The sequence below is a fragment of the Aeromonas sp. 55A genome (assembly GCF_051919665.1).
Taxonomy (GTDB): domain Bacteria; phylum Pseudomonadota; class Gammaproteobacteria; order Enterobacterales; family Aeromonadaceae; genus Aeromonas; species Aeromonas veronii.
In genome coordinates this window covers 3,929,790-3,951,510 of sequence record NZ_JBQBEH010000008.1, presented here as the reverse complement: position 1 = coordinate 3,951,510, position 21,721 = coordinate 3,929,790, and the positions used below count along the sequence as shown (strand labels likewise).

The window sequence follows — 21,721 nt, the reverse complement described above, 5'->3', positions numbered from 1 at the left end:
GTCAGGCCTTGCTACAGAGAAAGGGCAGTTTTGCGCTATTATGACCCGCGATTATCGGCAAAGGAACTGGAACCCCCCATGAACAAACTGCTTATCAAAAATGCCACCCTGGTCAACGAAGGCCGCATCTATGCCTCCGATGTGTTGATCGAGGGGGAACGGATTGCCCGCATTGCCCCGGATATCGAGGCGCCCGATGCGCTGGTTATCGATGCCGCAGGTCGTCATCTCATCCCCGGAATGATCGATGATCAGGTCCACTTCCGGGAGCCGGGATTGACCCACAAGGGGACTATTGCCAGCGAATCCCGTGCCGCCGTCGCCGGTGGCACCACCAGTTTCATGGAAATGCCCAACGTCAATCCCCAGACCACCACCCTCGACGCCCTCGAAGCCAAATACCAGATCGCCGCCAACTCCTCCGTCGCCAACTACAGCTTCTATCTCGGCGCCACCAACGACAACCTCGAAGAGATCAAGCGTCTCGACCCCAAGCAGTCCTGCGGGGTCAAGGTGTTTATGGGCTCTTCGACCGGCAACATGCTGGTGGACAATCAGGAGACCCTGGCGGCCATCTTCCGCGAAAGTCCGGTGATGATCGTCACCCACTGCGAAGACACCCCGACCATCGCCAAGGCCGAAGAGGCGGCGCGAGCCAAGTGGGGCGAGAATGTGCCGATGGGCGAGCACGGCCGCATTCGCAGTGACGAGGCGTGCTACAAATCCTCCAGCATGGCGGTGGCGTTGGCCAAGCAGTACGGTGCCAAGCTGCATGTGCTGCATCTGACCTCGGCCAAGGAGCTGTCGCTGTTTACCGCCAGCCACGACCTGAGCGAGCTGAAGGACAAGAACATCACCGCCGAGGTGTGCGTTCACCACCTCTTCTTCAATGAAGCCGATTACGAGACCCAGGGCAGCCTGATCAAGTGCAACCCTGCGGTGAAGAGTGCCGCCGACCAGCAGGCACTGCTGGATGCGGTACGCAACGACGTGCTCGACATCATCGCCACCGACCACGCGCCCCACACCTGGGAAGAGAAGCAGAACAGCTACTTCAAGGCACCGTCCGGCGTACCGCTGGTGCAGCACTCTTTGCAGGCGCTGCTGGAGCTCTACCACAACGGCGTGTTTACCCTGGAGACTATCGTCAAGAAGACCTCCCACGCGGTAGCCGAGCGCTTCCAGGTGCAGGATCGCGGTTATATCCGCGAGGGGTATTTCGCCGATCTGGTGTTGCTGGATCTGGGCAAGCCCTATGTGGTCAACGATGACAACATCCTCTACCACTGTGGTTGGTCGCCCTTCAACGGCTACCGCTTCCACAGCACGGTGGAGATGACGCTGGTGAATGGCCAGATCGCCTGGCAAAACGGGCAGGTTACTGACCAGCTCCTGGGCAAGCGGCTGACCTTTAACCGCTGATTGTTCGCAAAGCAGGCGAACGCACCGTTGCTTAGGAATTGGCGGCGTTTCCCTGTTGACAGGGCGGGGTCATCTCCATAAACTCTGCCCCCGTCAGCCGAGCTGACTCCGTCGGTGTGTAGCGCAGCCAGGTAGCGCATCTGCATGGGGTGTAGAGGGTCGGAGGTTCGAATCCTCTCACACCGACCAAATTCCCCGGTAAAGGCCTTGTCAAACGACAAGGCCTTTTCTTTGGCTCTGTCCCAATTACGTGTTGAAAGGCTAATCTTGAAGTAGGCCATCACCTTGAGGTCTACCATCATGGATACCCCAGCCTTTCAACACCTGTTGTCCCTTTTTCCCCAGTTAACCCTGCGCCAGCGCCGTGTTGCTCAGCAGGAGCTCACTGCACCCCACACCATTACCTCGCTCAATACTCAGTTACCGGCATGCAGTGGCTGCCCCCATTGTCAGGCCGATGTTACCCAGCTGGCGCCTTGGGGATGGAGTCGGGGACTGCGCCGCTACCGTTGCAAACTGTGTCTGCGCACCAGCACCGTTCTGACCAAGACGCCCTTGGCCAGATTGCGTAAAGCACAGTGCTGGGAAGACTACGCGCAAGCCCTCATCGAAGGACTGACTGTCCGCCAGGCTGCGCGGCGCTGTGGGGTCAGCAAGAACACCGCGTTCCTCTGGCGTCACCGCTTCTTGCGCGCGATGGCAACCCATCAGGCCACCCGGGAAGAGGGCATCGTTGAGGTTGATGAGACCTTCTTCCTTGAATCGTTCAAGGGGCAGCGGGGACTGCCGCGTCCACCACGTCATCGCGGTGGTAAAGGTCGAACTCGTGGAACCGGGCCAGATTACATCCCGGTGATGGTGGTACAAGAGCGTGCAGGCCACCATGCGGATTTCCAGTTGGAGAAAATAGATGCCGAGACGGTCATCGCGGTGTTGAAGCCGTTGGTGTCACCGGATGCGGTGCTGTGTAGCGATGGGGGGGGGTGTATGCCTTATAACCCATCAGGTGGTGCGCAATCGTCAAGGCGAACGGGTAGTCGGTGCGTATCACATCCAGCATGTGAACGGATATCACCATCGGTTGAAAGAGTGGATGGAGCGATTTAATGGAGTGGCGACGCACTACCTGAAGAACTACCTGGGTTGGCGCAGGATGTTGGAGCGTTACGGAAAAGGCGTAAATATCAAAGTGTGTTTGTATGAGGCCCTGGGGCGCCCCATGCAACACGTAATTGGGACATAGCCTTTTCTTTTGCCTGCTATTTGCCCTAGAGGCGTGAAGTCAGTGGTGGTGCACGCTGGTCGCTGTTGGCGTGAGCAGATTGTGCAGCCACCGCGCTTTATGTTGTAGTAACAACTCTGTTGCTCATTTGCCTGTCGAGGCCTCTCGTGTCTGCATCCCTATCTAAACCCTGTTGTCTGCTGATGCTCACCCTGCTGCTGGTGGGCTGCGCCACCCCTTACGAGAGTGAAAAGTCATTCTGGAACGGCCAGACCGGTTTTTCCCAGACCCGGCTTGGCCCGGACAAGTGGCAGCTGGAGTTTGTCGGCAACGATCTGGTGGACAGGGAGACCGCCCGCAAATATGTGCTCAAGCGGGCAGGGGAGCTGGCACTGGCAGAGGGGTACTCCTGGCTCAAAGTCGATGAGCTGACCATTAACCGCGATGCCGTCAGGGTGACCCCATCACGGCCGATCTTCGGCTTTGACGAGGATGAACCGGATCTCTTTATGTCCCAGATGCAGGTGCAGCACACCATCTCGGCGCTACTCACGTTTACGCTGTTGCAACAAGCGGTTGATGAGCGAAGTCTTTCCGCGAAATATCTCGCTGAAATAAAAATAAACAGAGATTAATATTGGCTTTTTGCAAGATCTATATCACATACACCTAATAGCAGCATAAAATTCTGGAAAAACCCTCTAGATTTACCCCCTGCTTTTAGGCATTCTCCCAGCATACCAGCCGCCAGGAATCAACGGCTCGGATCACAAAAACGGACTGTTGTGGCTCCCATGCCACCGTTTACGGCTTGCACCAATCAAAACCGGGACTCCCCCATGAAAATGAATAAACTGACGGTCGCCATCCTCATCTCCATGATGTTTGGCATCCTCACCGGCCAGGGCTATCGCATGTTTGCCGCAGATCAGGCTGCGGATTTTGCCAATAACATCACGATCCTGACCGATATCTTCCTGCGACTGATCAAGATGATCATCGCTCCCCTGGTCTTCACCACCCTGGTGGTCGGTATCGCCAAGATGGGCGACACCCGCACCGTGGGGCGTATCGGTGCCAAGACCCTCGGCTGGTTTATGCTGGCTTCTCTGATGTCCCTGAGCCTGGGTCTGGTGATGGTTACCCTGATGCAGCCGGGTGTGGGGCTTTCGCTCTCCCTGCCCAATGACACCGCCAGCTCGGGCATTGCTGCCGGTGCCATTACCCTGAAAGATTTCGTGACCCACGCCATCCCCAAAAGCGTGGTAGAGGCAATGGCCACCAACGAGATCCTGCAGATCGTGGTCTTCTCCCTCTTCTTCGGTCTGGCCGCCGCTGCGCTCGGCGATCTGGCCAAGCCGGTAGTGGTGCTGATGGCCAGCGCTGCCGAGATCATGCTGAAAGTGACCGGCTACGTGATGAACTTTGCGCCATTCGCGGTGTTTGGTGCCATCGCCGCCATGGTAGCCAAAGAGGGGCTGGGTATTCTGGTTACCTACGGCAGCTTTATGGCCCAGTTCTATATCGCGCTGGCCTGCCTCTGGCTGCTGCTGATCGCCATGGGCAGCGTCTTCCTGCGTGGTCGCGTCATCAAACTGCTGGCGATGATCCGCGAACCCATCCTGCTCGCCTTCTCGACCGCCAGCTCCGAAGCGGCCTATCCGAAGACCCTAGATCGTCTGGAGAAGTTCGGCTGTGACAAGCGCATCGCCAGCTTCGTGCTGCCGATGGGTTACTCCTTCAACCTCGACGGCTCCATGATGTACTGCACCTTCGCGGTGATGTTCATTGCCCAGGCGTATGGCATCGAGCTCTCCATGGCCCAGCAGATCACCATGCTGCTGCTGCTGATGGTCACCTCCAAGGGGATGGCCGGGGTACCGCGCGCCTCTCTGGTGGTGATTGCCGCCACCCTGAACCAGTTCCATATTCCGGAAGCGGGCATCCTGCTGCTGCTGGGGATCGACCACTTCCTCGACATGGGCCGCTCAGCCACCAACGTGCTGGGCAACGCCATCGCCGCCAGCGTGGTGGCCAAGACCGAAGACAGTCTGGGTGAAACCGTCGCGCTGGGCGAGAGTGAGCCAGCCAAAGCCTGATCACAACGCCATGAAAAATAAACAACAACGGCCCGCCAATGCGGGCCGTTGTTGTTTATGGCTCGTCTACACTGCTAGATAGTTTCCATCTGGAGTGTACGGTTATGAATATTGCTCGTCGACTGCAACTGATAGCGCTGTTGGTGATGCTGACGCTCATTTTTCTCAGTTGGTTCAGTATCAATCGCCTTGGGGCAGGCAACCGTGATTTGAGCTATGTGACGGACAATACGGTGCCCAGTATTTCGCTGATTAAGGAAGTGCAGGCGGTCTTCTATGAGCTGCACTCACGGGTGCAGAGCCATATCCTCAACACCGACAATGACAAGATGCAGCAGATAGAGACGGACATTGCCGATAAACGCAAACAGATTAATTCGTTGTTGGACAAATATAAGGCCGAGATGCTCTCCAATGACGAAGATCGCCGCCTGACCGACGATGATCAGCGCATTATAGCGCAATATTATCAGGAGATAGACAAGGTTCTGCAGCTCTCCAGACAAAACAAAAACGATGAAGCGCGAGACATGTTGGCAGGAGAGGCCACCAGAGTGTTCCAGCAGTTTGCCAAGGCAATCGAGCTTCACGTCAACTTCAATATGGATTTGGGACTGGCGCTCAAGAAGCAGGGCCAGGAGAATTATGACAACAGCCTGCAAACCCTGTTGTTTATCGCCGGTGGTGCCACCGTACTGACGATGGGGCTGTTTGTCTGGTTGTTCAATCAGGTGGCCAATCCCCTTCGCACCGCCATGGATACCCTGACCCGGATCCAGCGTGACCTCAACTTTACCCTGAGAGCAGATGTTAAACAGCAGGATGAGATTGGCCTGACCCTCAATGCGGTCAACCGGCTGCTCGATACGCTGCAACAGACATTTACCGAATTTTCCGTAGGCAGCTTGCAGATCAAGAGCACTGCCGAATCCCTCTCTCAGGCAGCGCAGCACCTGGCCAGCTCGGCTAATCAGGCCAATGATGCCACCAGTCTGATCGCCGCCGGTGTGGAAGAGATGACGGTCAGCATCACAGATATCTCCCAGCGCACTCAGGAGACGAGCCGCATCACCAACGAGTCGGGGCAACTGGCGATCGAGGGAGGCCGGACCATAGAGCGCACCGTTCATGCCATCAACGAGATAGCCGACTCCATTCGGCAGGCCTCGGCCGAGGTCATTGCGCTGGGTGAGGGCATTTCGCGCATTGGCGGTGTGGTCAACGTGATCCGTGATGTGGCGGGGCAGACCAACTTGCTGGCCTTGAACGCGGCCATTGAAGCGGCGAGGGCCGGGGAGTCCGGCCGTGGCTTTGCGGTGGTGGCGGATGAGGTGCGCAAACTGGCAGAGCGGACGGCGCAATCCACCCAGGAGATCTCCGCCACCGTAGAGGCGATCCAGCAGGAGTCGAACAATACGGTCTCCCGCATGCATCTGGTGGAGGAGAAGGTAAGCCAGGGGGTCACCATGGCGACAGAAAGTGGCGCCATTATTGCCGAGATCCGCAGTGCGTCGCACCGGGTGATGGAGCAGGTGGGCGAGATCACCAATGCCATCCGCGAGCAGAGCTCTGCCGCCGAGTCGATCGCTCATCAGGTGGAGCAGATTGCTCAGGTCGTGCAGCAGACCAGCAGCACAGCGGAAGAGACCTCAGCCGCCGCCGAGGAGCTCAATGTCACCACCGAGAGCATCCACCAGCAGATATCCCGCTATCGCATTCAGTAATGCCGACGGTTGTTATCCATACGCTATCCCCGCCAACTAGCTGGCGGGAATTTTTTATATGGCCTGCTTAGAAGCCTGAGCCCGGTTGCTGCAAAAATGCCGCCTCTTCCGGTGTGCTGGTGCGACCGAGTATGTCGTTGCGGTGGGGGAAGCGGCCAAAGCGTTCGATGATCACCTGATGACGACGGGCAAAGTCGGCAAATCCGGCAAAGGTCGCCTGCGCCGGTGTGCCAGCCTGCTCGGCAGCCAGTGCCTCGAACAGGGCCACACTTCTGGCCTGCTGTTCGCGGGATTCAGCATGTTCCAGCGGCAGATAGAAGAAGACCCGCTCCAGTGGTGAGAGGGATTTATCCGCCCCGATGGATAGCCCTTTCAGGCAGAGATCCCTGGCCAGCGGATCCTGGGCAAAGGCCGCAGGCGTGCCGCGATGGATATTGCGGGGCAGCTGGTCGAGCAGCAGGATCAGCGCCAGCCTACCGCTGGGGAGATCGGCCCAGTGGGCGAGACTGCCCTTGGCTGCGGCCTCTGCCAGCTCGCCAAAGCGGCTGGCCAGCAGGGCATCCGTTTCGCTGCTTTTTCCCCACCAGAGCGGGGCTTGCCGTGTGGCCCGCAGGACGTCATCGGCCTCGTCGCCAAACCAGAGATCGAGCAGAGGTTGCCAGGGTTGCATGGGAACTCCTTGAGGTGATTCAGAGGGAACCAGGAACAAATGGCTCAGGGGTGCTGCCGAAACGGCGGCTTCTCGTTACACTGTGCCATCTTTTGCCCGAAAGACGTAACCCCCTGATGGCGAGCGCCGAATTCTTGGCTCGGCCGATGATGGCCTGCGATCGCCATGAGGTGGTCCTGTTGACCCAGGTGGTTATCGGGACGTAAACCTCTCTCCCGGGGGCTGTTCTCACTGATATAAGGAATCTTTGATATGGCCGGAACCAGTTTGTTGGCCCTGCTCGATGATATCGCCAGCGTGCTTGATGATGTGGCGCTGATGACCAAGTTCGTGGTGAACAAGCGCGAGACATTTTTCGGGAAGACGTTTCTCACTGATATAAGGGATCTTTGATATGGCTGGAGCCAGTTTGTTGGCCCTGCTCGATGATATCGCCAGCGTGCTTGATGACGTGGCGCTGATGACCAAGATGGCGGCGAAGAAGACCGCCGGGGTGTTGGGCGACGATCTCGCCCTCAACGCGGAGCAGGTTTCCGGAGTGCGTGCCGAGCGGGAGCTGCCGGTGGTGTGGGCGGTGGCCAAGGGGTCATTTCGCAACAAGCTGATTCTGGTGCCCGCCGCCATCGCCATCAGTGCCCTGGTGCCCTGGCTTATCACGCCGCTCTTGATGCTGGGAGGTGCCTACCTCTGCTTTGAGGGGGCCGAGAAGCTGGCCCACAAGTTCCTGCCCCATGAAGTGAGTGAGGGTGAGGCACACACAGCCCCCATTCCCGATGATCTGGTGGCGTTTGAGCAGCAGAAGGTGAAGGGAGCGATCCGCACCGATTTTATTCTCTCTGCCGAGATCATCGTCATCGCCCTTGGCACGGTACAGGGAGCAAGCCTCGCGCTGCAGCTCTCGGTAGTGGCGGGCATCGCCCTGCTGATGACCATTGGGGTCTACGGGTTGGTGGGGCTGATCGTCAAGCTCGATGACATCGGTCTGCATCTGCTGCAAAAGCCCGATGGCAGCGCCTTGCGCCGCGCTGTGGGGCAGGGACTGTTGGTGACGGCGCCTCGTCTGATGCACCTGCTGGCACTGGTCGGCACCATTGCCATGTTTATGGTGGGTGGTGGCATTCTGGTGCATGGCTGGCCTTTTGCTCATCACCTGATTAAAGGGGCAGCCGCTGTTGTCGCCACCCTGCCCACAGTAGGGCCGTACTGGCGGCGGTGACGCCGACGCTGCTCAACGCCGTGGCCGGTGTGGTGGCGGGCCTGCTGCTGGTTGCCGTGATGACGCTGGTGAGCCGTCTTGCTCCGGCCAAGGGATAAGCGAGCTTGCGGGCCATTTTCTCTTTTTCCTCTCTTCATTTTTTGGCCTTCGGGCTGCCCGGTGTCGGACTTGCTGCCCGCAGGTCTGCTGCGCCTCCCGAGAAAGGCCTTTGCGAGAAGTTATGTATCAACAACAGTGGAATAATGACCATATCTACCCGGGCCTCGACAGCCCAGAGCTGGAAGCGGACATGCGCGCCGCCCGCCACGCGCTGGAAGAGCTGGCCAGCTATATGGCGGGTCTGGACGGGGGGCGCGGCGATGACGCAGCGCTGCAGGATTTCTTGCGGGAAGTGCGGCTGCGCGCCCGTGATATTCGCCATATCGGCTGGAACGTCGCCATTCTGGCCGCCTGCCGTGGCAGTCAGGATGCGCGGGATCCGCAGGCCAAACAGCTGGCGTCCCGTGCCCGCGCCCTTAATGCCGATCTGTTCAAGACGCTCGCGCCGGTGGAAGATCTGATGCTGGCGTTGCCGGAAGAGGAATTCGCCGCGCTGATGGTGGATCCGCTGCTCGGTGAGGAGGCGTACCGCCTGCGCCACGAGCGTCGTTTGCAGGATCAGCGCCTGCCGGTGGAGGCGGAGCAACTGGTGATCGGTCTGGGCACCGATGGCCTGCACGCCTGGGGCAACCTCTACAACGATCTGGTGGGCAAGATCCGGTTAACCATTGATGGCCGCGAGATGGGGCTGGCCGAGGCGAGCAATCTGCTCTCCAGCCCGGTGCGGGCATTGCGCCTTGAGGCGTTTGATGCCATCAGTGCTGGCTGGGAAGATGAGCAGGAGACGGTCGCCGCCATCCTCAATGCCATCAACGGCTGGCGGCTGGAGCTGGCCCGTCAGCGTGGCAACACCCGTTTGCTCGATGAGCTGGATCTCTCCTGCCACCAGAGCCATATCGAGCGTGCCACCCTCGATGCCCTGATGAGCGAAACCTGGCGAGCCCGTGGGTTGGGCCAGCGGGCGCTGGAGCTGATGGCCGAGCGCCTTGGTCTCGACGATCTGGGGCCGGAGGATCTCTTTGCGCCGCCGCCTGCTTCCAGCAGCCGCGACATTCCTTTTGATGAGGCGATCGAGTTGATTGCCGATGCCTTTAGCCGTTTCGATCCCGAGATGGGGGCATTTGCCCGCATGATGGCCGAGAGGGGGTGGATTGATGCGGCGCCCACGCCAAATCGCCGCACCGGCGCCTACTGCACCAAGTTTGCCGAACCGGTCGAGCCGCGGGTCTTCGTCACCTATGCCGGCACCATGGACAACGTCATCACTCTGGCCCATGAGCTGGGTCACGCCTGGCACAACTGGGTGATCCGCGATCTGCCGATGAGTCAGCGCAGCTATCCCATGACGCTGGCCGAAACGGCCTCCATCTTAGCCGAAACCCTGGTGCGCAGCGCCCTGTTCGAGCAGGCAGAAAGTCCCGAAGAGCAGTTGGCCATCGCCTGGGCGGAGGCCGATGGCGCAGCCACCTTCCTGGTCAATATTCCGGCCCGCTTCGATTTCGAGCGGGCGCTGGTGGCCGAGCGGGCGCAGGGTTATGTGTCGGCAGAGCGACTCAAGGCGTTGACTGACGAGGCGTGGGGGCGTTGGTATGAGGGGAGCCTGACCCGCTATCACCCCATGTTCTGGGCGGCCAAGGCGCACTTCTCCATCGCCGGGCTGGGCTTTTACAACTATCCCTATCTGTTCGGTTATCTGTTCAGCCTCGGGGTCTATCAGCAGTTGATGAGCCGCAAGGCGGCGGGGGAAGAGGGTGTCTCTGAGGCGTATCGCGCCTTGCTGCGCGATACCGGCCGGATGAGCGCCGAAGAGCTGGTAGCCAAGCATCTGGGGCAGGATATCCGTGAGGCCGCCTTCTGGCAGGGGAGTCTGGCACAAGTAGCGCAGGCGGTAGAGCGCTTCGCGCAGTTGCCTGCCTGATTGGGTCTGCGGTGATATGAACAACAGGCCCCCGGACAGTCTCGCTGTCCGGGGGCCTGTTTGTTATGCCTGCTCTTGCTGCGGTTTGATGGGACCAACGAACAGAGGACGGGTCTGGTGACTCAGATCCGGCTGATAGCCGTTGAAGAAGAGGTTGAGCAGCACCGAACTGATGGTGGCCAGCAGGATACCGCTATGAAAAAGCGGTTGTAGTTGCGCCGGAAGCTGCTGGAAGAAATTCCCGGAGACCGTCGGGATCATGCCAATTCCGAGACTGATGGCGACGATATAGAGGTTGTGACGGTTGCTGTTGTAATCGGTGCGCGCCAGGATGCGAATGCCGGTGGCCAGCACCATACCGAACATCACGATACCGGCGCCCCCCAGCACGAAGGGCGGGATGGAGGCGACCAGCACCGACATCTTGGGGATGAGGCCAAAGGCGAGCAGGATCCCCCCCGACATCACGCAGACCCAGCGACTCGATACCCCGGTCACGCTCACCAGACCGATATTCTGGGAGAAGGAGGTGTGGGGGAAGCTGTTGAATATCCCACCAATAATGGTGCCGATGCCATCCACCCGCAGCCCGCGCACGATATCACCGCGCCTGGCCGGATGGCCGACGATGTCGCCAAGGGCCAGAAACATCCCCATCGACTCGATAAAGGTGATGAGCATGATCACCGTCAGGGTGGCGATGGAGATGGGATCGAAGGTGGGCCAGCCGAAGGCGAAGGGCACTATGGGGGCAAACCAGGCTGCCTCGCCGAGGCCATCGAGGCTCACTTCGCCCATGGCGATGGCCACCACGAAACCGAAGATGATCCCGAGCAGCACCGAGATATTGCTGAAAAAGCCCTTGGTGAAGCGGGTCACCAGCAGGATAAAGACGAGCACCAGAAAGCTGGTGCCGATATAGCGCAGGCTGCCATATTCCGGATTACCCTTGCCCCCTGCCATCCAGTCGATCCCCACCTGCATAATGCTGATCCCGATGGAGGTGATAACCACCCCGGTCACGACGGTGGGGAAGAGTGGCATCAGCCGACCTATCAGCGGCACCAGCAGGGTCGAGATGATACCGGCGGCGATGGTGGCGCCGAAGATGCCCGTCAGCCCCAGATCCGGGTTGGCTCCGATGGCCAGCATGGGCATCACGGCGGCAAAGGTGACCGACATGATGACCGGCAGCCGGATCCCGGCAAAGCGGCCAATCCCGACACATTGCAGCAGGGTGACGATGCCGCAGCAGAAGAGATCCGAACTGATAAGGTAGGAGATCTGCTCCTTGGGCAGCCCCAGACTGCCGCCAATCACCAGTGGCACCGCCACGGCGCCGGCGTACATCACCAGCACATGTTGCAGGCCCAGGGTAAAGAGTTGGCCCATGGGGAGCATGCGCTCCACTTCATCCACCGGGCGCTTGCGCGTACCCGGTCGGGGGGATTGGGGATTGGTCTCGTTCATCAACAGATCACTCCTTGAAGCCCGCGCAACTGCTACAGGCAAGATAGTGAAAGCCGCAGCTTTCCCGGTCATTGATCTCGTGTATTGACAGAGGTGCCAGCTCCCTCGGCAGTAGTGAGAGGGATCCGGTGCAGCACGGGTCAGTGCACAAAACATGCACAACGCCGCTCACGAGAGAAAACGTTTGGCGATAACGCCTTGTTTTTGCGGGATGAGTCACATACCGGCCAGATAAGTGTCCGGATGCTGGCTGGGGAAGGAGGTGAGGGCATCTCAGATTGGTAAGGGGTTTATCATTATTGGTCTGGCGATCTCACTTTGATAGCCGGGCACCAGAGGGTTGCTCGCATGGCGCCCCTCTGCATGTGACGGCGCTCGCGGGCCGCAGGGCGCAATCGGGGGCGGGGGCGTGATCCAAAGCAAGAAAGTTGGATGTTTTGGTGGCGCACGGGGCCGCCGCTGGGGTAGTTTCGATAAAACCGACACAGATCCTGAGGTCTTATCCATGATCATCTATCTGCATGGCTTTGATGCCACCAGCCCAGGCAATCACGAGAAAGTGCTGCAGTTGCAGTTTATTGATGATGATGTGCGTTTCGTGCACTACAGCACGGTTCACCCCCGTCATGATATGAGCCATCTGCTCAAGGAAGTGAAAAAACAGCTCGATATGAGTACCGATCCCAAACCGCTGATCTGCGGCGTGGGTCTTGGTGGCTACTGGAGCGAGCGGATCGGCTTTCTGTGCGGCATTCGCCAGGTGATCTTCAACCCCAACCTCCATCCGGAAGAGAACATGCAGGGCAAGATCGACCGGCCGGAAGAATATGACGATATCGGTACCAAGTGTGTAACTGAATTTCGTAAGAAAAATTCAGGAAACTGCCTGTGTATCCTTTCCGTTCAGGATGAAGTGCGCGATAATCGGGACACTGAACGTGAATTGAAGAACTATTACGACATCGTGTGGGATGAGCGCGAGACTCATAAGTTCAAAAATATCTCGCATCATCTGCAGCGGATGAAGGCCTTCAAAGAAGCCTGATCCATCACGTCGACCGATTTCGTTTTAGGGAGCCAATGGCTCCCTTTCGTTTTGAGGAACCGAGGAAAATCATCATGATGAATATTGTCGTTGTAGGCGGCGGCGCCGGTGGCCTGGAGCTGGCCACCAGTCTGGGTCGCAAGCTTGGCAAGAAGAACAAGGCCAAGATCACTCTGGTCGATCGCAACCGCACCCACCTGTGGAAACCCCTGCTGCACGAAGTGGCCACCGGCTCCATGGACGCGGGCATCGATGCCCTGAGCTACCAGTCTCACGCCAAGAACCACGGTTTCGACTTCCAGCTCGGCACCCTGACCGACATCAAGCGTGACGATAAACGCATCGTGCTGGCCCCGATCCACGACGACAATGGCGACATCGTGGTCAACGAGCGCGAGCTGCCCTACGACTATCTGGTGATGGCCATCGGTTCTGTCTCCAACGACTTCAACACCAAGGGCATCAAGGATAACTGTATTTTCCTCGATAGCCCCTCCCAGGCGCACCGTTTCCACAACAGCATGATGAACCGCTTCCTGCAGTTCGCCACCGAATATAAGCCGGGCGACAAAGTGAAGATTGCGATCGTCGGCGGCGGCGCCACCGGCGTTGAGCTCTCTGCCGAGCTCTACAACGCGGTCGAGCAGCTCTATGCCTACGGCTTCAAGAACCTCACCACCGACAGCCTGAAGGTGACCCTGGTGGAAGCGGGCCCGCGCATTCTGCCGGCTCTGCCGGAGCGCATCAGCGGCGCCGCCCATCAGGAGCTGGTCAAGCTGGGTGTGGACGTGCGTACCGCCACCATGATCACCGAAGCGACCAGCGACGGTCTGCACACCAAGGATGGCGAGCTGATTGAAGCTGACCTGATGGTGTGGGCGGCCGGTATCAAGGCACCTGACTTCATGAAGGATATCGCCGGTCTTGAGACCAACCGCATCAACCAGCTGGTGGTGAAAGAGACCCTGCAGACTACCCGTGACGAGAACATCTTCGTTATCGGTGACTGCGCAGCCTGCCCGCAGCCGGATGGCAAGTTCGTGCCGCCGCGCGCCCAGTCTGCCCACCAGATGGCCAGCCAGGCATTCAAGAACATTCTGGCCAAGATGAACGGCGGCGAGATGAAGCCCTACCTCTACCATGACCACGGTTCGCTGGTCTCCCTCAGCCGCTTCTCCACCGTGGGCAGCCTGATGGGTAACCTGATGCGCGGCTCCATGATGGTGGAGGGCTACATTGCCCGTCTGGTCTACATCTCCCTCTACCGGATGCACCAGATCGCCCTGCACGGTTACGTCAAGACCGGCCTCATCATGCTGGTGGGTCGCATCAACCGGGTACTGCGCCCGACCCTGAAGCTGCACTAAGCCGGGATTTGTCAACATGTTGAATACCAAAAGGAGAGGCGATGGCCTCTCCTTTTTTATGGGCGCAGATCAGGAAAGAGAGCGTTACTTGCCTAGATAGGTGCGGTCGAAGAAGGTATTGACCCAGTGAGGGCGGTAGATGGCCAGCACCGTCATCGCCATGCCGTTGAGCAGAGCTTCGGGGAAGAGCAGCAGTGGCCAGATGGAGAGGTAATCTGCCGTGATGGTGTGCCAGGGGTAGCTGTCACTTAGCCCCATCAGCAACGCACTGGCGGCCACCTTGACCGAGATGGTGATGGCGCCACCGAGAAAGGCGGCAACGAAGATATAGACAAAGAGGTGGCGCGGCAGCCAGGCCCAGCTGGCCAGAAACAGCAGCCAGCTGGTGGCCACCGGCAGGGCGATGCCAACCAGCGCTTGCCAGCCAAAATCGGCCAGATTGGTGACGCCGAAGTAACCGAGCACCAGCAGGGTCAGGCAGGGGGCGAGCAGTGCCAGCCGCCAGCCAAGCAGCAGGGTGAGGGTGGTGAGCCCGAGAAAATGGACCTCCAGCCCTTCATGCAGACCGGCTCTTATATACCAGAGTGGCACCAGCGCGATGGCACTCCCCAGCAGCAGGTGCTGATAGAGGGGGTTGTCATGGAGGGTCTGCCACAGGGAGCGGCGCAGGCTGAAGGCCAGCAGTACCAGCCAGATCAGAAGGGCGGCGAGTTGTCCTTCACTCATCTTGTCGTCCATTTATGCAGTTGAGTCCGGGCGGTCTTCCCGACCGCCCCATAGCAGAGCAGGCTGACGAGTCAGCCTGCTTTTACCATCAATATTTGACGTTGTTGTGGTACTTGCCGAGGATGCCCTTGACCCGTTCCATGGTCTCCTTGCTGGGGGGCTTGATCCCGCTCAGCTCGTACGGGTCGCCCAGCACATCCCACTTGTGTTTGCCGAGCTCATGGTAGGGGAGCAGCTCCACCTTCTCCACGCTCTCGCCCAGCTCGGCGATAAACTGACCCAGCCCTTCGGCGCTCTCGTCGTCGTCGCTCCAGGTCGGCACCACCACGTAGCGGATCCACATGGTCTTGCCTTTGGCTGCCAGATAGCGGGCAAACTCCAGGGTGTATCTGTTGCTGACGTGGGTCAGCGGAATGTGTTTATCGTCATTGATCTGTTTGATGTCGAGCAGTACCAGATCGGTCTGGTCGAGCAGCTTGTCCACCTGTTCGTCGAGATGACGGACGAAGCCGTTGGTGTCGAGACAGGTGTGGATCCCTTTCTCTTTGCAGGCGGTAAAGAGTTCGGTAATGAAAGCCGGTTGCAGCATGGCTTCACCGCCGGACGCTGTCACGCCACCGCCGGAGGCATTCATGAAGTGGCGATAGCTGGTGATGTCACTCATCAACTCCGGTACGGTCACTTCGCGGCCACCTTCGGTATCCCAGGTATCGCGGTTGTGGCAGTACTTGCAGCGCATCAGGCAGCCTTGCATGAATACGATAAAGCGTATTCCCGGGCCATCGACAGTGCCGCAGGTTTCGACGGAATGGATCCGGCCAACGGTGCCGTGAGCTCCGGCTGGCTGGCTGATTTCAACGGCAGGGATCCGATTAATGACAGACATAAACAACTCCAACGATTCGAGCAGGCCGTTATTTTATTACATAAACCCCTATTGATCCTACACCTTTAGTCCGGCGCCCGGCTGCCAAGCAGCTGCTCAAGCCCCTTGACTGTGAGCGGCCGACTGGTGAGAAACCCTTGATAATGCTGGCATCCCAGCGCTTTGAGGATGGCCAGCTGCGCCTCCTCTTCCACCCCTTCGGCAGTGACGGTAAAGCGGAATACCTGGGCCAGATCGAGGATAGCCTTGACGATAGCCCTGTCCTGTTCGCTATGCACCAGGGTCTGAATGAAGCTTCTGTCCAGTTTCACCTCGTCGGCGGGCAGATCCCGCAGGTAAGCCAGCGACGAGTAGCCGGTGCCGAAGTCATCGATGGAGATGAGGATGCCGAGCTCCTTGAGCTGGCGCATTCTGGCAATACTCTCCTGCCTATTCTCCAATACTACAGATTCGGTCACCTCCAGCAGCAGGCGGGAGGGGGGCACACCGGTATCGCGCAAGATGTACTCCACCTGTTGCACGAAGCCCTGGGTGTGGAACTGGCGAGCGCTGACGTTGACCGACAGATGGGGGATTTGCAGGCCACGGTTGAGCCAGAAGCTGTATTGGGCGCAGGCTGTCTTCATCACCCAGTAGCCGATCTCGAGGATCAGGCTGGTCTCTTCGGCGATGGGGATAAACTCCCCGGGTGGCACCATGGTGCCGTCGCTGCGCTGCCAGCGCAGCAGCGCCTCGATACCCGACAGCGAGCCATTGTCGACCCGGTATTGCGGTTGATAGTGGAGTTGCAGCTCGTGGTGACGCAGGGCATCGCGCAGCTCATTGGTGAGGGTCAGCCGGTTCTTCTCATGCTGGGCCATCGCCTCGGTAAAGAAGACGTAGTGGCCCTGACCGGCGCGCTTGGCCATGTGGGTTGCGGTGTCAGCCTGTTGCATCAGGACCAGATGATCCGTCTCGTTGCCGGAGAAGAGGCTGATCCCCACCGAGGCGCTGCAGTGCAGTTTGTGATCGCCGATGTCGAACGGGGTGCGAAACAGCCCCATCAGCTCGCGGGCGAAGTGCTCTGCCAGAATTTTGGCGGTGACTTCCCCTTGTCCCAGCTGGGTAAAGAGCAGGGCAAACTCATCCCCCGAGATGCGCGCCTGCACCAGATTGTCCTGGGGCAGCTCCCTGAAACGCTGCACCACGGCCTGCAGCAGCAGATCGCCGCAGGCGTGACCAAGGGAGTCGTTTATCGACTTGAAGTTGTCGAGATCCACCAGCAGCAGGGCACCCCACTGGCCGTTGGTGGCGCTCAGGGTCTGCTGCAAAATATGGTTGAGGCTGCGCCGGTTGTGCAGACCGCAGAGATCGTCGTAGTAGGCGAGCTGCTCGATATGTCTGGCCGCCTCTTTTTCCTGGGTGATGTCGTAGAAGCTGCAGATAAAGTGGCTGAGCTCCCCCTGCTCATCCTTGACGCCGTTCACCATCAAGCGCACCGGAAAGAGGTGACCATCCTTGTGCAGGCAGCGCTCTTCCCCAAGCCAGAACTCCTGCTCGTTGACGGTGCGGCTGACATCTTCCTTGAGATGATCCCCGTAGTAGGTGGGACGCAGCTTGCGAATGGAGTGACCGATCACCTCTACCTCGCCAAATCCGGTGATCCGGCTGAAGGAGTGGTTGACCTTGAGGATGATACCGTTGTGATCCATCACAATCAGCCCATCGTGGGTATTAAAGGCTACCTCGGCCAGCCGCAGGGCATCGTCGGTGGCGAGGCGCTTGAGCTCGATGGCGGCCCGCTCGTGCTGGCTGCTCAACAGATCCAGCAGTTGTTCGGGCTCCTCAAGGGGGGTATCGAGCAGCAGGGTGATCTGGCCAATGGGGGCGCCGCTCTGGCCATGGAGCGGAATGCCGATGTAGGCGCTGGCATTGAGAGCAAGCAGCCGGGTCGCTTTGGGATAGCGCACGGGCAGATCTTCCACATAGATGGCCTGACCGTGCTGGAACAGCTCCTGAGCGGGGCCGGGGTCGAGCTGGATAGGCTTGAGGGTGGAGCAGATCTCCTCGTTGATGACGCAGCGGGGGATGATCCAGAGATCCTGACCGCGGGGCTGGAACTCGCCGATCCAGCCCACCCGGGCACCGCTGGCGCTCATGGCCCAGCTTACCAGCGTCTTGCAGTAGTCGATGCCGGTCTGCTGGTGCAGTTCGGGCGGGAGGGCCAGTTCGGCGCGGTGCTCTTCCGGTTGCGGTTGCCAGTGGCCGAGCAGCTGGGCGCTGCTGCGCACCAGCTGCAACATCTCCTCGCTAAGCGGGGTGGGATCGAGATACTCCAGACTCAGCACCCCGAACAGCTTGTCCTGCTCCAGCAGGGCACCATCGAGGCGTGAGCGCACACCGGCACTGGTCAGATAGAGGTGATTGCTCAGCATCGGCTGGTGGGCGGCCTCCGAGAAACTCAACGCTTTGCGGGTACGCAGGGCGCGGATATAGCGGCTGTCACCACGAATGGGGTAGAGCGCCTCGACCCCCAGGGTGAACACCGGGGTGAGTTGCTCGCTGCCGAGATCGCCGTTGGCCTGATAGTGCCAGAGGATGAGCCGATCGGCCCCCAAACTCTCTTTAAGGGCCTCGAGCAGGGGCGCATACTGTTGCTGGCTCGCCATCTGGCTGAGGCGCGGCAGTTGCAATGCCAGATCGGCGATGGGCTCTTGGCGAAGGTTCTGCAGACAGATGAGCCAGAAGCCATCCTGCTCGTGGGCGAGGGCGATATGCCACAACTGGCTGGCAAAGCGCACGGTGATCTTGCCGCCATGGCCGTTGGCCAACAGTTGTTCGATGGGCAGGCGCAGGGCATCGGGCAGCTGGGCAGGCCAGGGGGCGCGCGGTTCGTCGAGCCAGTAGAGCGGGGTTTGCATCACGTCGGTCAGGGCGACCAGCCGTTGACTGCGCAGATCCAGACGGAAAAAGAGCGGCGTCTGGAGGGCAGGAGGAAGATGACTGAGTGCGGTAGACGACATGAACAAACAACATCCTGTTAAGCAACCGTCGGGGTTGCAAGAATACTGCAAAATGGTGCGAAACAAAATTTCATTGAATTCTAAATTAGAAAAGTCTAATTTATTGCCCATTATCATGTATGAGGAGTCTTGCAGATGAAACGGATCCTGATTATCGGTGGTGTCGCGGGGGGCGCATCGGCGGCGGCTCGTGCTCGTCGTTTGAGTGAAGAGGCAGAGATCGTGATGTTCGAGCGGGGCGAGTTTGTCAGCTTCGCCAACTGCGGTCTGCCCTATCACATCGGGGGCGATATCCCCGACCGGGATGCCTTGCTGCTGCAGACTCCCCAGAGTTTCAAGCGCCGTTTCAACGTCGATGTGCGGGTCTTCCACGATGTGATTGAGATCGACAAGGCGGGCAAGACCTTGCTGGTGCGCAACCTGCAAACCGGTGAAGAGCAGCGCGAGCATTACGATGTGCTGCTGCTGAGCCCGGGGGCGGCGCCGATCCGTCCTCCCTTCCCCGGTATCGACAGCCCCCATGTCTATACCCTGCGCAACATCCCGGACATGGATCGCATTATGGCGGCCCTGCACCACGATCAGCCGCGCCACGTTACCGTGGTGGGCGGCGGCTTTATCGGGTTGGAGATGATGGAGGCGCTGCATCAGCGCAAGCTGGATGTCACCCTGCTGGAGCTGGCCGATCAGGTGATGGCACCGGTGGACAAGGAGATGGCCAACATGCTCCATGCCCGCATCCGGGAAGAGGGGATTGACCTGCGCCTGCGCACCGGCCTCACCGCCATCGAGAGTCTGGATCTGCCTGCCGAGAAGACCTCCGCCGTGCCGACCGCCAAAAGCGGTGGCCTGCGCCTGACCCTCAATGACGGTTCCCATCTTGATACCGGTCTCTTGATCCTCGCCATCGGCGTCAAGCCGGAAACCCTGCTCGCCGCCAAGGCGGGGCTGGAGCTGGGCCCACGGGGCGGCATCAAGGTGGATGCCGGGATGCGTACCTCGGATCCCTTCATCTATGCGGTGGGGGATGCGGTGGAAGAGATTGACTTCGTCACCGGCGAATCTGTGCTGATCCCGCTGGCGGGCCCGGCCAACCGGCAGGGGCGCATCGCCGCCGACAATATGCTGGGCCGAAGCGAAACCTACAAGAAGACGCAAGGGACCGCCATCTGCAAGCTGTTCGATCTGGCGGTGGCCAGCACCGGCCTCAACGAGAAGCGACTGGTGCAACTGGGATTGCCGTTCGAGAAGGTCTATGTCCATCCGGGCAGCCACGCCGGTTACTACCCGGGTGCCCATCCGGTCAGCCTCAAGCTGCTGTTTGCCCCAGATGGCAAGATTTACGGTGCCCAGGCCATCGGCAAGGATGGCATCGACAAGCGCATCGACGTGCTGGCGGTGGCCCAGCGCGCCGGTCTCACCGTGTTTGACCTGCAGGATCTGGAGCTCACCTATGCGCCGCCCTTTGGATCGGCCAAGGATGTGATCAACATGGCGGGCTTTGTGGCAAGCAACCACCTGAAGGGGGACACCCAGCTCTGCCACGTGGCCGAGGTGCAGGCTCGTAACCCCCATCAGCTGGTGGTGGATGTGCGCAATGGCCCGGAGCTCGACAAGCTGGGGCGGATTCCGGGGGCGCTGCATATCCCCCTCGACGAGTTGCGTGGTCGCCTCCATGAGTTGCCCAAAGAGAAAGAGCTGCTGATCAGCTGTCAGGTCGGGCTGCGCGGCCATGTCGCCTGTCGCCTGCTGAGCCAACACGGCTTTAAAGTGAAGAATCTCTCCGGCGGCTTCAAAACCTGGCAGATGGCCACCGCCGAGTAACCGTTTTATTTCTGTGCCTGTTTGCCCCTCTCCCTTGTGCGTGCAAGATGAGGGGCTTTTTGTTTCTGCTTTTCGCCCTCCTTGCATTCCCTAATTGCAGCAATATTTCGACACACTTTATTTCCTGTGCCGGACAAAATTAACGTTTTGTTCAGGGGATGGGTGCTATAACCCCTGCCTCGTTCATGATGAACCGTGTAGTAGGGAGAGTGACATGCTGGATATGCTGATGGCCATTTGGCATCAGGATTTTGACGCCCTGGTTCAGATGCAGGCGGTACCCCTGCTGATCAGTTGCCTGATGCTGGTACTGCTGCTGGAGTCCGCATTCGTCTTCCTGCCCCTGCCGGGGGACAGCCTGGTACTGCTGGCCGGTGGGTTGGTGGGCATGGGGGTGTTTGGCCCCGAAGTGACTCTTGTCTATCTGCCGTTGGCTGCTGGCATAGGTTCCGTGCTCGCCTACTGGCAGGGACGGGCACTGCAGCGCACCCGCTTTATGGATCATATCGAACGGATGTTGCCTCCCGACAGCCTGCCCAAGGCGACCCGGCTGCTGAAAAAGTACGGTTTTCTGGCGATGTTCTCCTCCCGTTTTATCCCGTTTGTACGGGTGCTGACCCCCATGCTGATGGGGATTGGCCGCCTGAGCGTGCTGCGGATGTGCGTAGCCAGCTTTGCCAGTGCCTTTATGTGGGCGCTCTGCCTCAGTTTGGTGGGCAAACTGGCGATGAATACACCCTTCTTCCTCCACCACAGCGAACTGTTGACCCGGGCCCTGCTGATTACCTCGCTGGTGCTGTTTCTGGCGGCCGTCATGGCCATCCTGTTTCGCTGGTTCAAAGGCGGAGCAAAAAACGAGACCAGCCACGACTAGATGACAACCCTTGCCGCACTGGATCGGTGGGCAAGGGGGTTCTCGTGCTGCTGGGGGGCGGAATTGTGTCCATTCGGGTAATGAGCTTTGTGTCGGGTGAGCAGGATGCCTTATCCTGTTTCCAGCCACGCTGCGTTTGCAGCGCTCCAACTCGGGA

At 59.4% G+C, this 21,721-nt stretch carries 15 protein-coding genes, 1 tRNA gene and 2 pseudogenes; 13 read left to right on the top strand and 5 right to left on the bottom strand.

Translation table 11 applies throughout. The features are described 5' to 3' along the window. Window positions 1-78: 78 nt before the first annotated feature. The 6 genes and pseudogenes from ACTG2G_RS22120 (at window position 79) to ACTG2G_RS22095 (ending at window position 6,467) form a co-directional block, all read left to right on the top strand. Entirely contained in the window at window positions 79-1,422 is a 1,344-nt protein-coding gene (locus ACTG2G_RS22120; protein ID WP_421173164.1) for a dihydroorotase, read from the top strand. Between the two features lie 112 nt (window positions 1,423-1,534). Then, window positions 1,535-1,611 (top strand) — tRNA-Pro (locus ACTG2G_RS22115). A 111-nt stretch (window positions 1,612-1,722) separates the two neighbouring features. Continuing rightward, window positions 1,723-2,665, top strand: a pseudogene (locus ACTG2G_RS22110) (IS1595 family transposase). A gap of 182 nt (window positions 2,666-2,847) precedes the next feature. Beyond that, window positions 2,848-3,279 (top strand): CC0125/CC1285 family lipoprotein, encoded by a 432-nt coding sequence (locus ACTG2G_RS22105; protein ID WP_439985923.1) that lies wholly within the window; start codon window positions 2,848-2,850, stop codon window positions 3,277-3,279. A 204-nt stretch (window positions 3,280-3,483) separates the two neighbouring features. After that, a complete protein-coding gene (locus ACTG2G_RS22100; protein ID WP_005334018.1) occupies window positions 3,484-4,743 on the top strand; it encodes a dicarboxylate/amino acid:cation symporter in 1,260 nt (419 codons plus the stop codon). Window positions 4,744-4,847: 104 nt separating this feature from the next. Next, window positions 4,848-6,467 carry a methyl-accepting chemotaxis protein gene (locus ACTG2G_RS22095; protein ID WP_439985854.1) on the top strand — a complete coding sequence of 540 codons (1,620 nt, stop codon included), beginning with the start codon at window positions 4,848-4,850 and terminating at the stop codon, window positions 6,465-6,467. A gap of 67 nt (window positions 6,468-6,534) precedes the next feature. Here ACTG2G_RS22095 and ACTG2G_RS22090 read toward each other — a convergent pair whose 3' ends face one another. Then, a complete protein-coding gene (locus ACTG2G_RS22090) occupies window positions 6,535-7,137 on the bottom strand; it encodes a DUF924 family protein (protein ID WP_128814757.1) in 603 nt (200 codons plus the stop codon). 252 nt (window positions 7,138-7,389) lie between these two features. On the opposite strand from ACTG2G_RS22090, the gene ACTG2G_RS22085 reads away from it, so the two are divergent. The 3 genes and pseudogenes from ACTG2G_RS22085 to ACTG2G_RS22075 all read left to right on the top strand — a co-directional run bounded on the left by ACTG2G_RS22085 (window position 7,390) and on the right by ACTG2G_RS22075 (window position 10,370). After that, on the top strand, window positions 7,390-7,530 hold the full coding sequence (locus ACTG2G_RS22085) for a hypothetical protein (RefSeq protein ID WP_167572119.1): 141 nt from the start codon (window positions 7,390-7,392) through the stop codon (window positions 7,528-7,530). Window position 7,531: 1 nt separating this feature from the next. Then, window positions 7,532-8,451 (top strand): annotated as a pseudogene (locus ACTG2G_RS22080) (DUF808 domain-containing protein). A 122-nt stretch (window positions 8,452-8,573) separates the two neighbouring features. Next, window positions 8,574-10,370 (top strand): M3 family oligoendopeptidase, encoded by a 1,797-nt coding sequence (locus ACTG2G_RS22075; RefSeq protein ID WP_439985853.1) that lies wholly within the window; start codon window positions 8,574-8,576, stop codon window positions 10,368-10,370. 63 nt (window positions 10,371-10,433) lie between these two features. Here ACTG2G_RS22075 and ACTG2G_RS22070 read toward each other — a convergent pair whose 3' ends face one another. Beyond that, window positions 10,434-11,840 (bottom strand): nucleobase:cation symporter-2 family protein, encoded by a 1,407-nt coding sequence (locus tag ACTG2G_RS22070; RefSeq protein ID WP_421336102.1) that lies wholly within the window; start codon window positions 11,838-11,840, stop codon window positions 10,434-10,436. Window positions 11,841-12,345: 505 nt separating this feature from the next. Here ACTG2G_RS22070 and ycfP point away from each other — a divergent pair. Together ycfP and ACTG2G_RS22060 are read left to right on the top strand one after the other, a co-directional pair. Beyond that, on the top strand, window positions 12,346-12,885 hold the full coding sequence (gene ycfP / locus ACTG2G_RS22065; protein WP_005334000.1) for an alpha/beta hydrolase YcfP: 540 nt from the start codon (window positions 12,346-12,348) through the stop codon (window positions 12,883-12,885). A gap of 74 nt (window positions 12,886-12,959) precedes the next feature. Next, window positions 12,960-14,252, top strand: a complete 1,293-nt coding sequence (locus tag ACTG2G_RS22060; RefSeq protein WP_005333998.1) for an NAD(P)/FAD-dependent oxidoreductase — start codon at window positions 12,960-12,962, stop codon at window positions 14,250-14,252. An 84-nt stretch (window positions 14,253-14,336) separates the two neighbouring features. Here the strand turns inward: ACTG2G_RS22060 and ACTG2G_RS22055 are convergent, their stop codons facing one another. The 3 genes from ACTG2G_RS22055 to ACTG2G_RS22045 all read right to left on the bottom strand — a co-directional run bounded on the left by ACTG2G_RS22055 (window position 14,337) and on the right by ACTG2G_RS22045 (window position 18,866). Next, window positions 14,337-14,978 (bottom strand): energy-coupling factor ABC transporter permease, encoded by a 642-nt coding sequence (locus tag ACTG2G_RS22055; protein ID WP_088869719.1) that lies wholly within the window; start codon window positions 14,976-14,978, stop codon window positions 14,337-14,339. 88 nt (window positions 14,979-15,066) lie between these two features. After that, window positions 15,067-15,864, bottom strand: a complete 798-nt coding sequence (gene pflA, locus ACTG2G_RS22050) for a pyruvate formate lyase 1-activating protein (RefSeq protein WP_139400558.1) — start codon at window positions 15,862-15,864, stop codon at window positions 15,067-15,069. A 65-nt stretch (window positions 15,865-15,929) separates the two neighbouring features. Further along, on the bottom strand, window positions 15,930-18,866 hold the full coding sequence (locus ACTG2G_RS22045) for a sensor domain-containing phosphodiesterase (RefSeq protein ID WP_139494557.1): 2,937 nt from the start codon (window positions 18,864-18,866) through the stop codon (window positions 15,930-15,932). 135 nt (window positions 18,867-19,001) lie between these two features. Between ACTG2G_RS22045 and ACTG2G_RS22040 the strand changes: the two genes are divergently transcribed. Together ACTG2G_RS22040 and ACTG2G_RS22035 are read left to right on the top strand one after the other, a co-directional pair. Further along, window positions 19,002-20,690 (top strand): FAD-dependent oxidoreductase, encoded by a 1,689-nt coding sequence (locus ACTG2G_RS22040; protein WP_439985852.1) that lies wholly within the window; start codon window positions 19,002-19,004, stop codon window positions 20,688-20,690. 214 nt (window positions 20,691-20,904) lie between these two features. Next, a complete protein-coding gene (locus ACTG2G_RS22035; protein ID WP_005353037.1) occupies window positions 20,905-21,564 on the top strand; it encodes a DedA family protein in 660 nt (219 codons plus the stop codon). The last annotated feature ends 157 nt before the right edge of the window (window positions 21,565-21,721 follow it).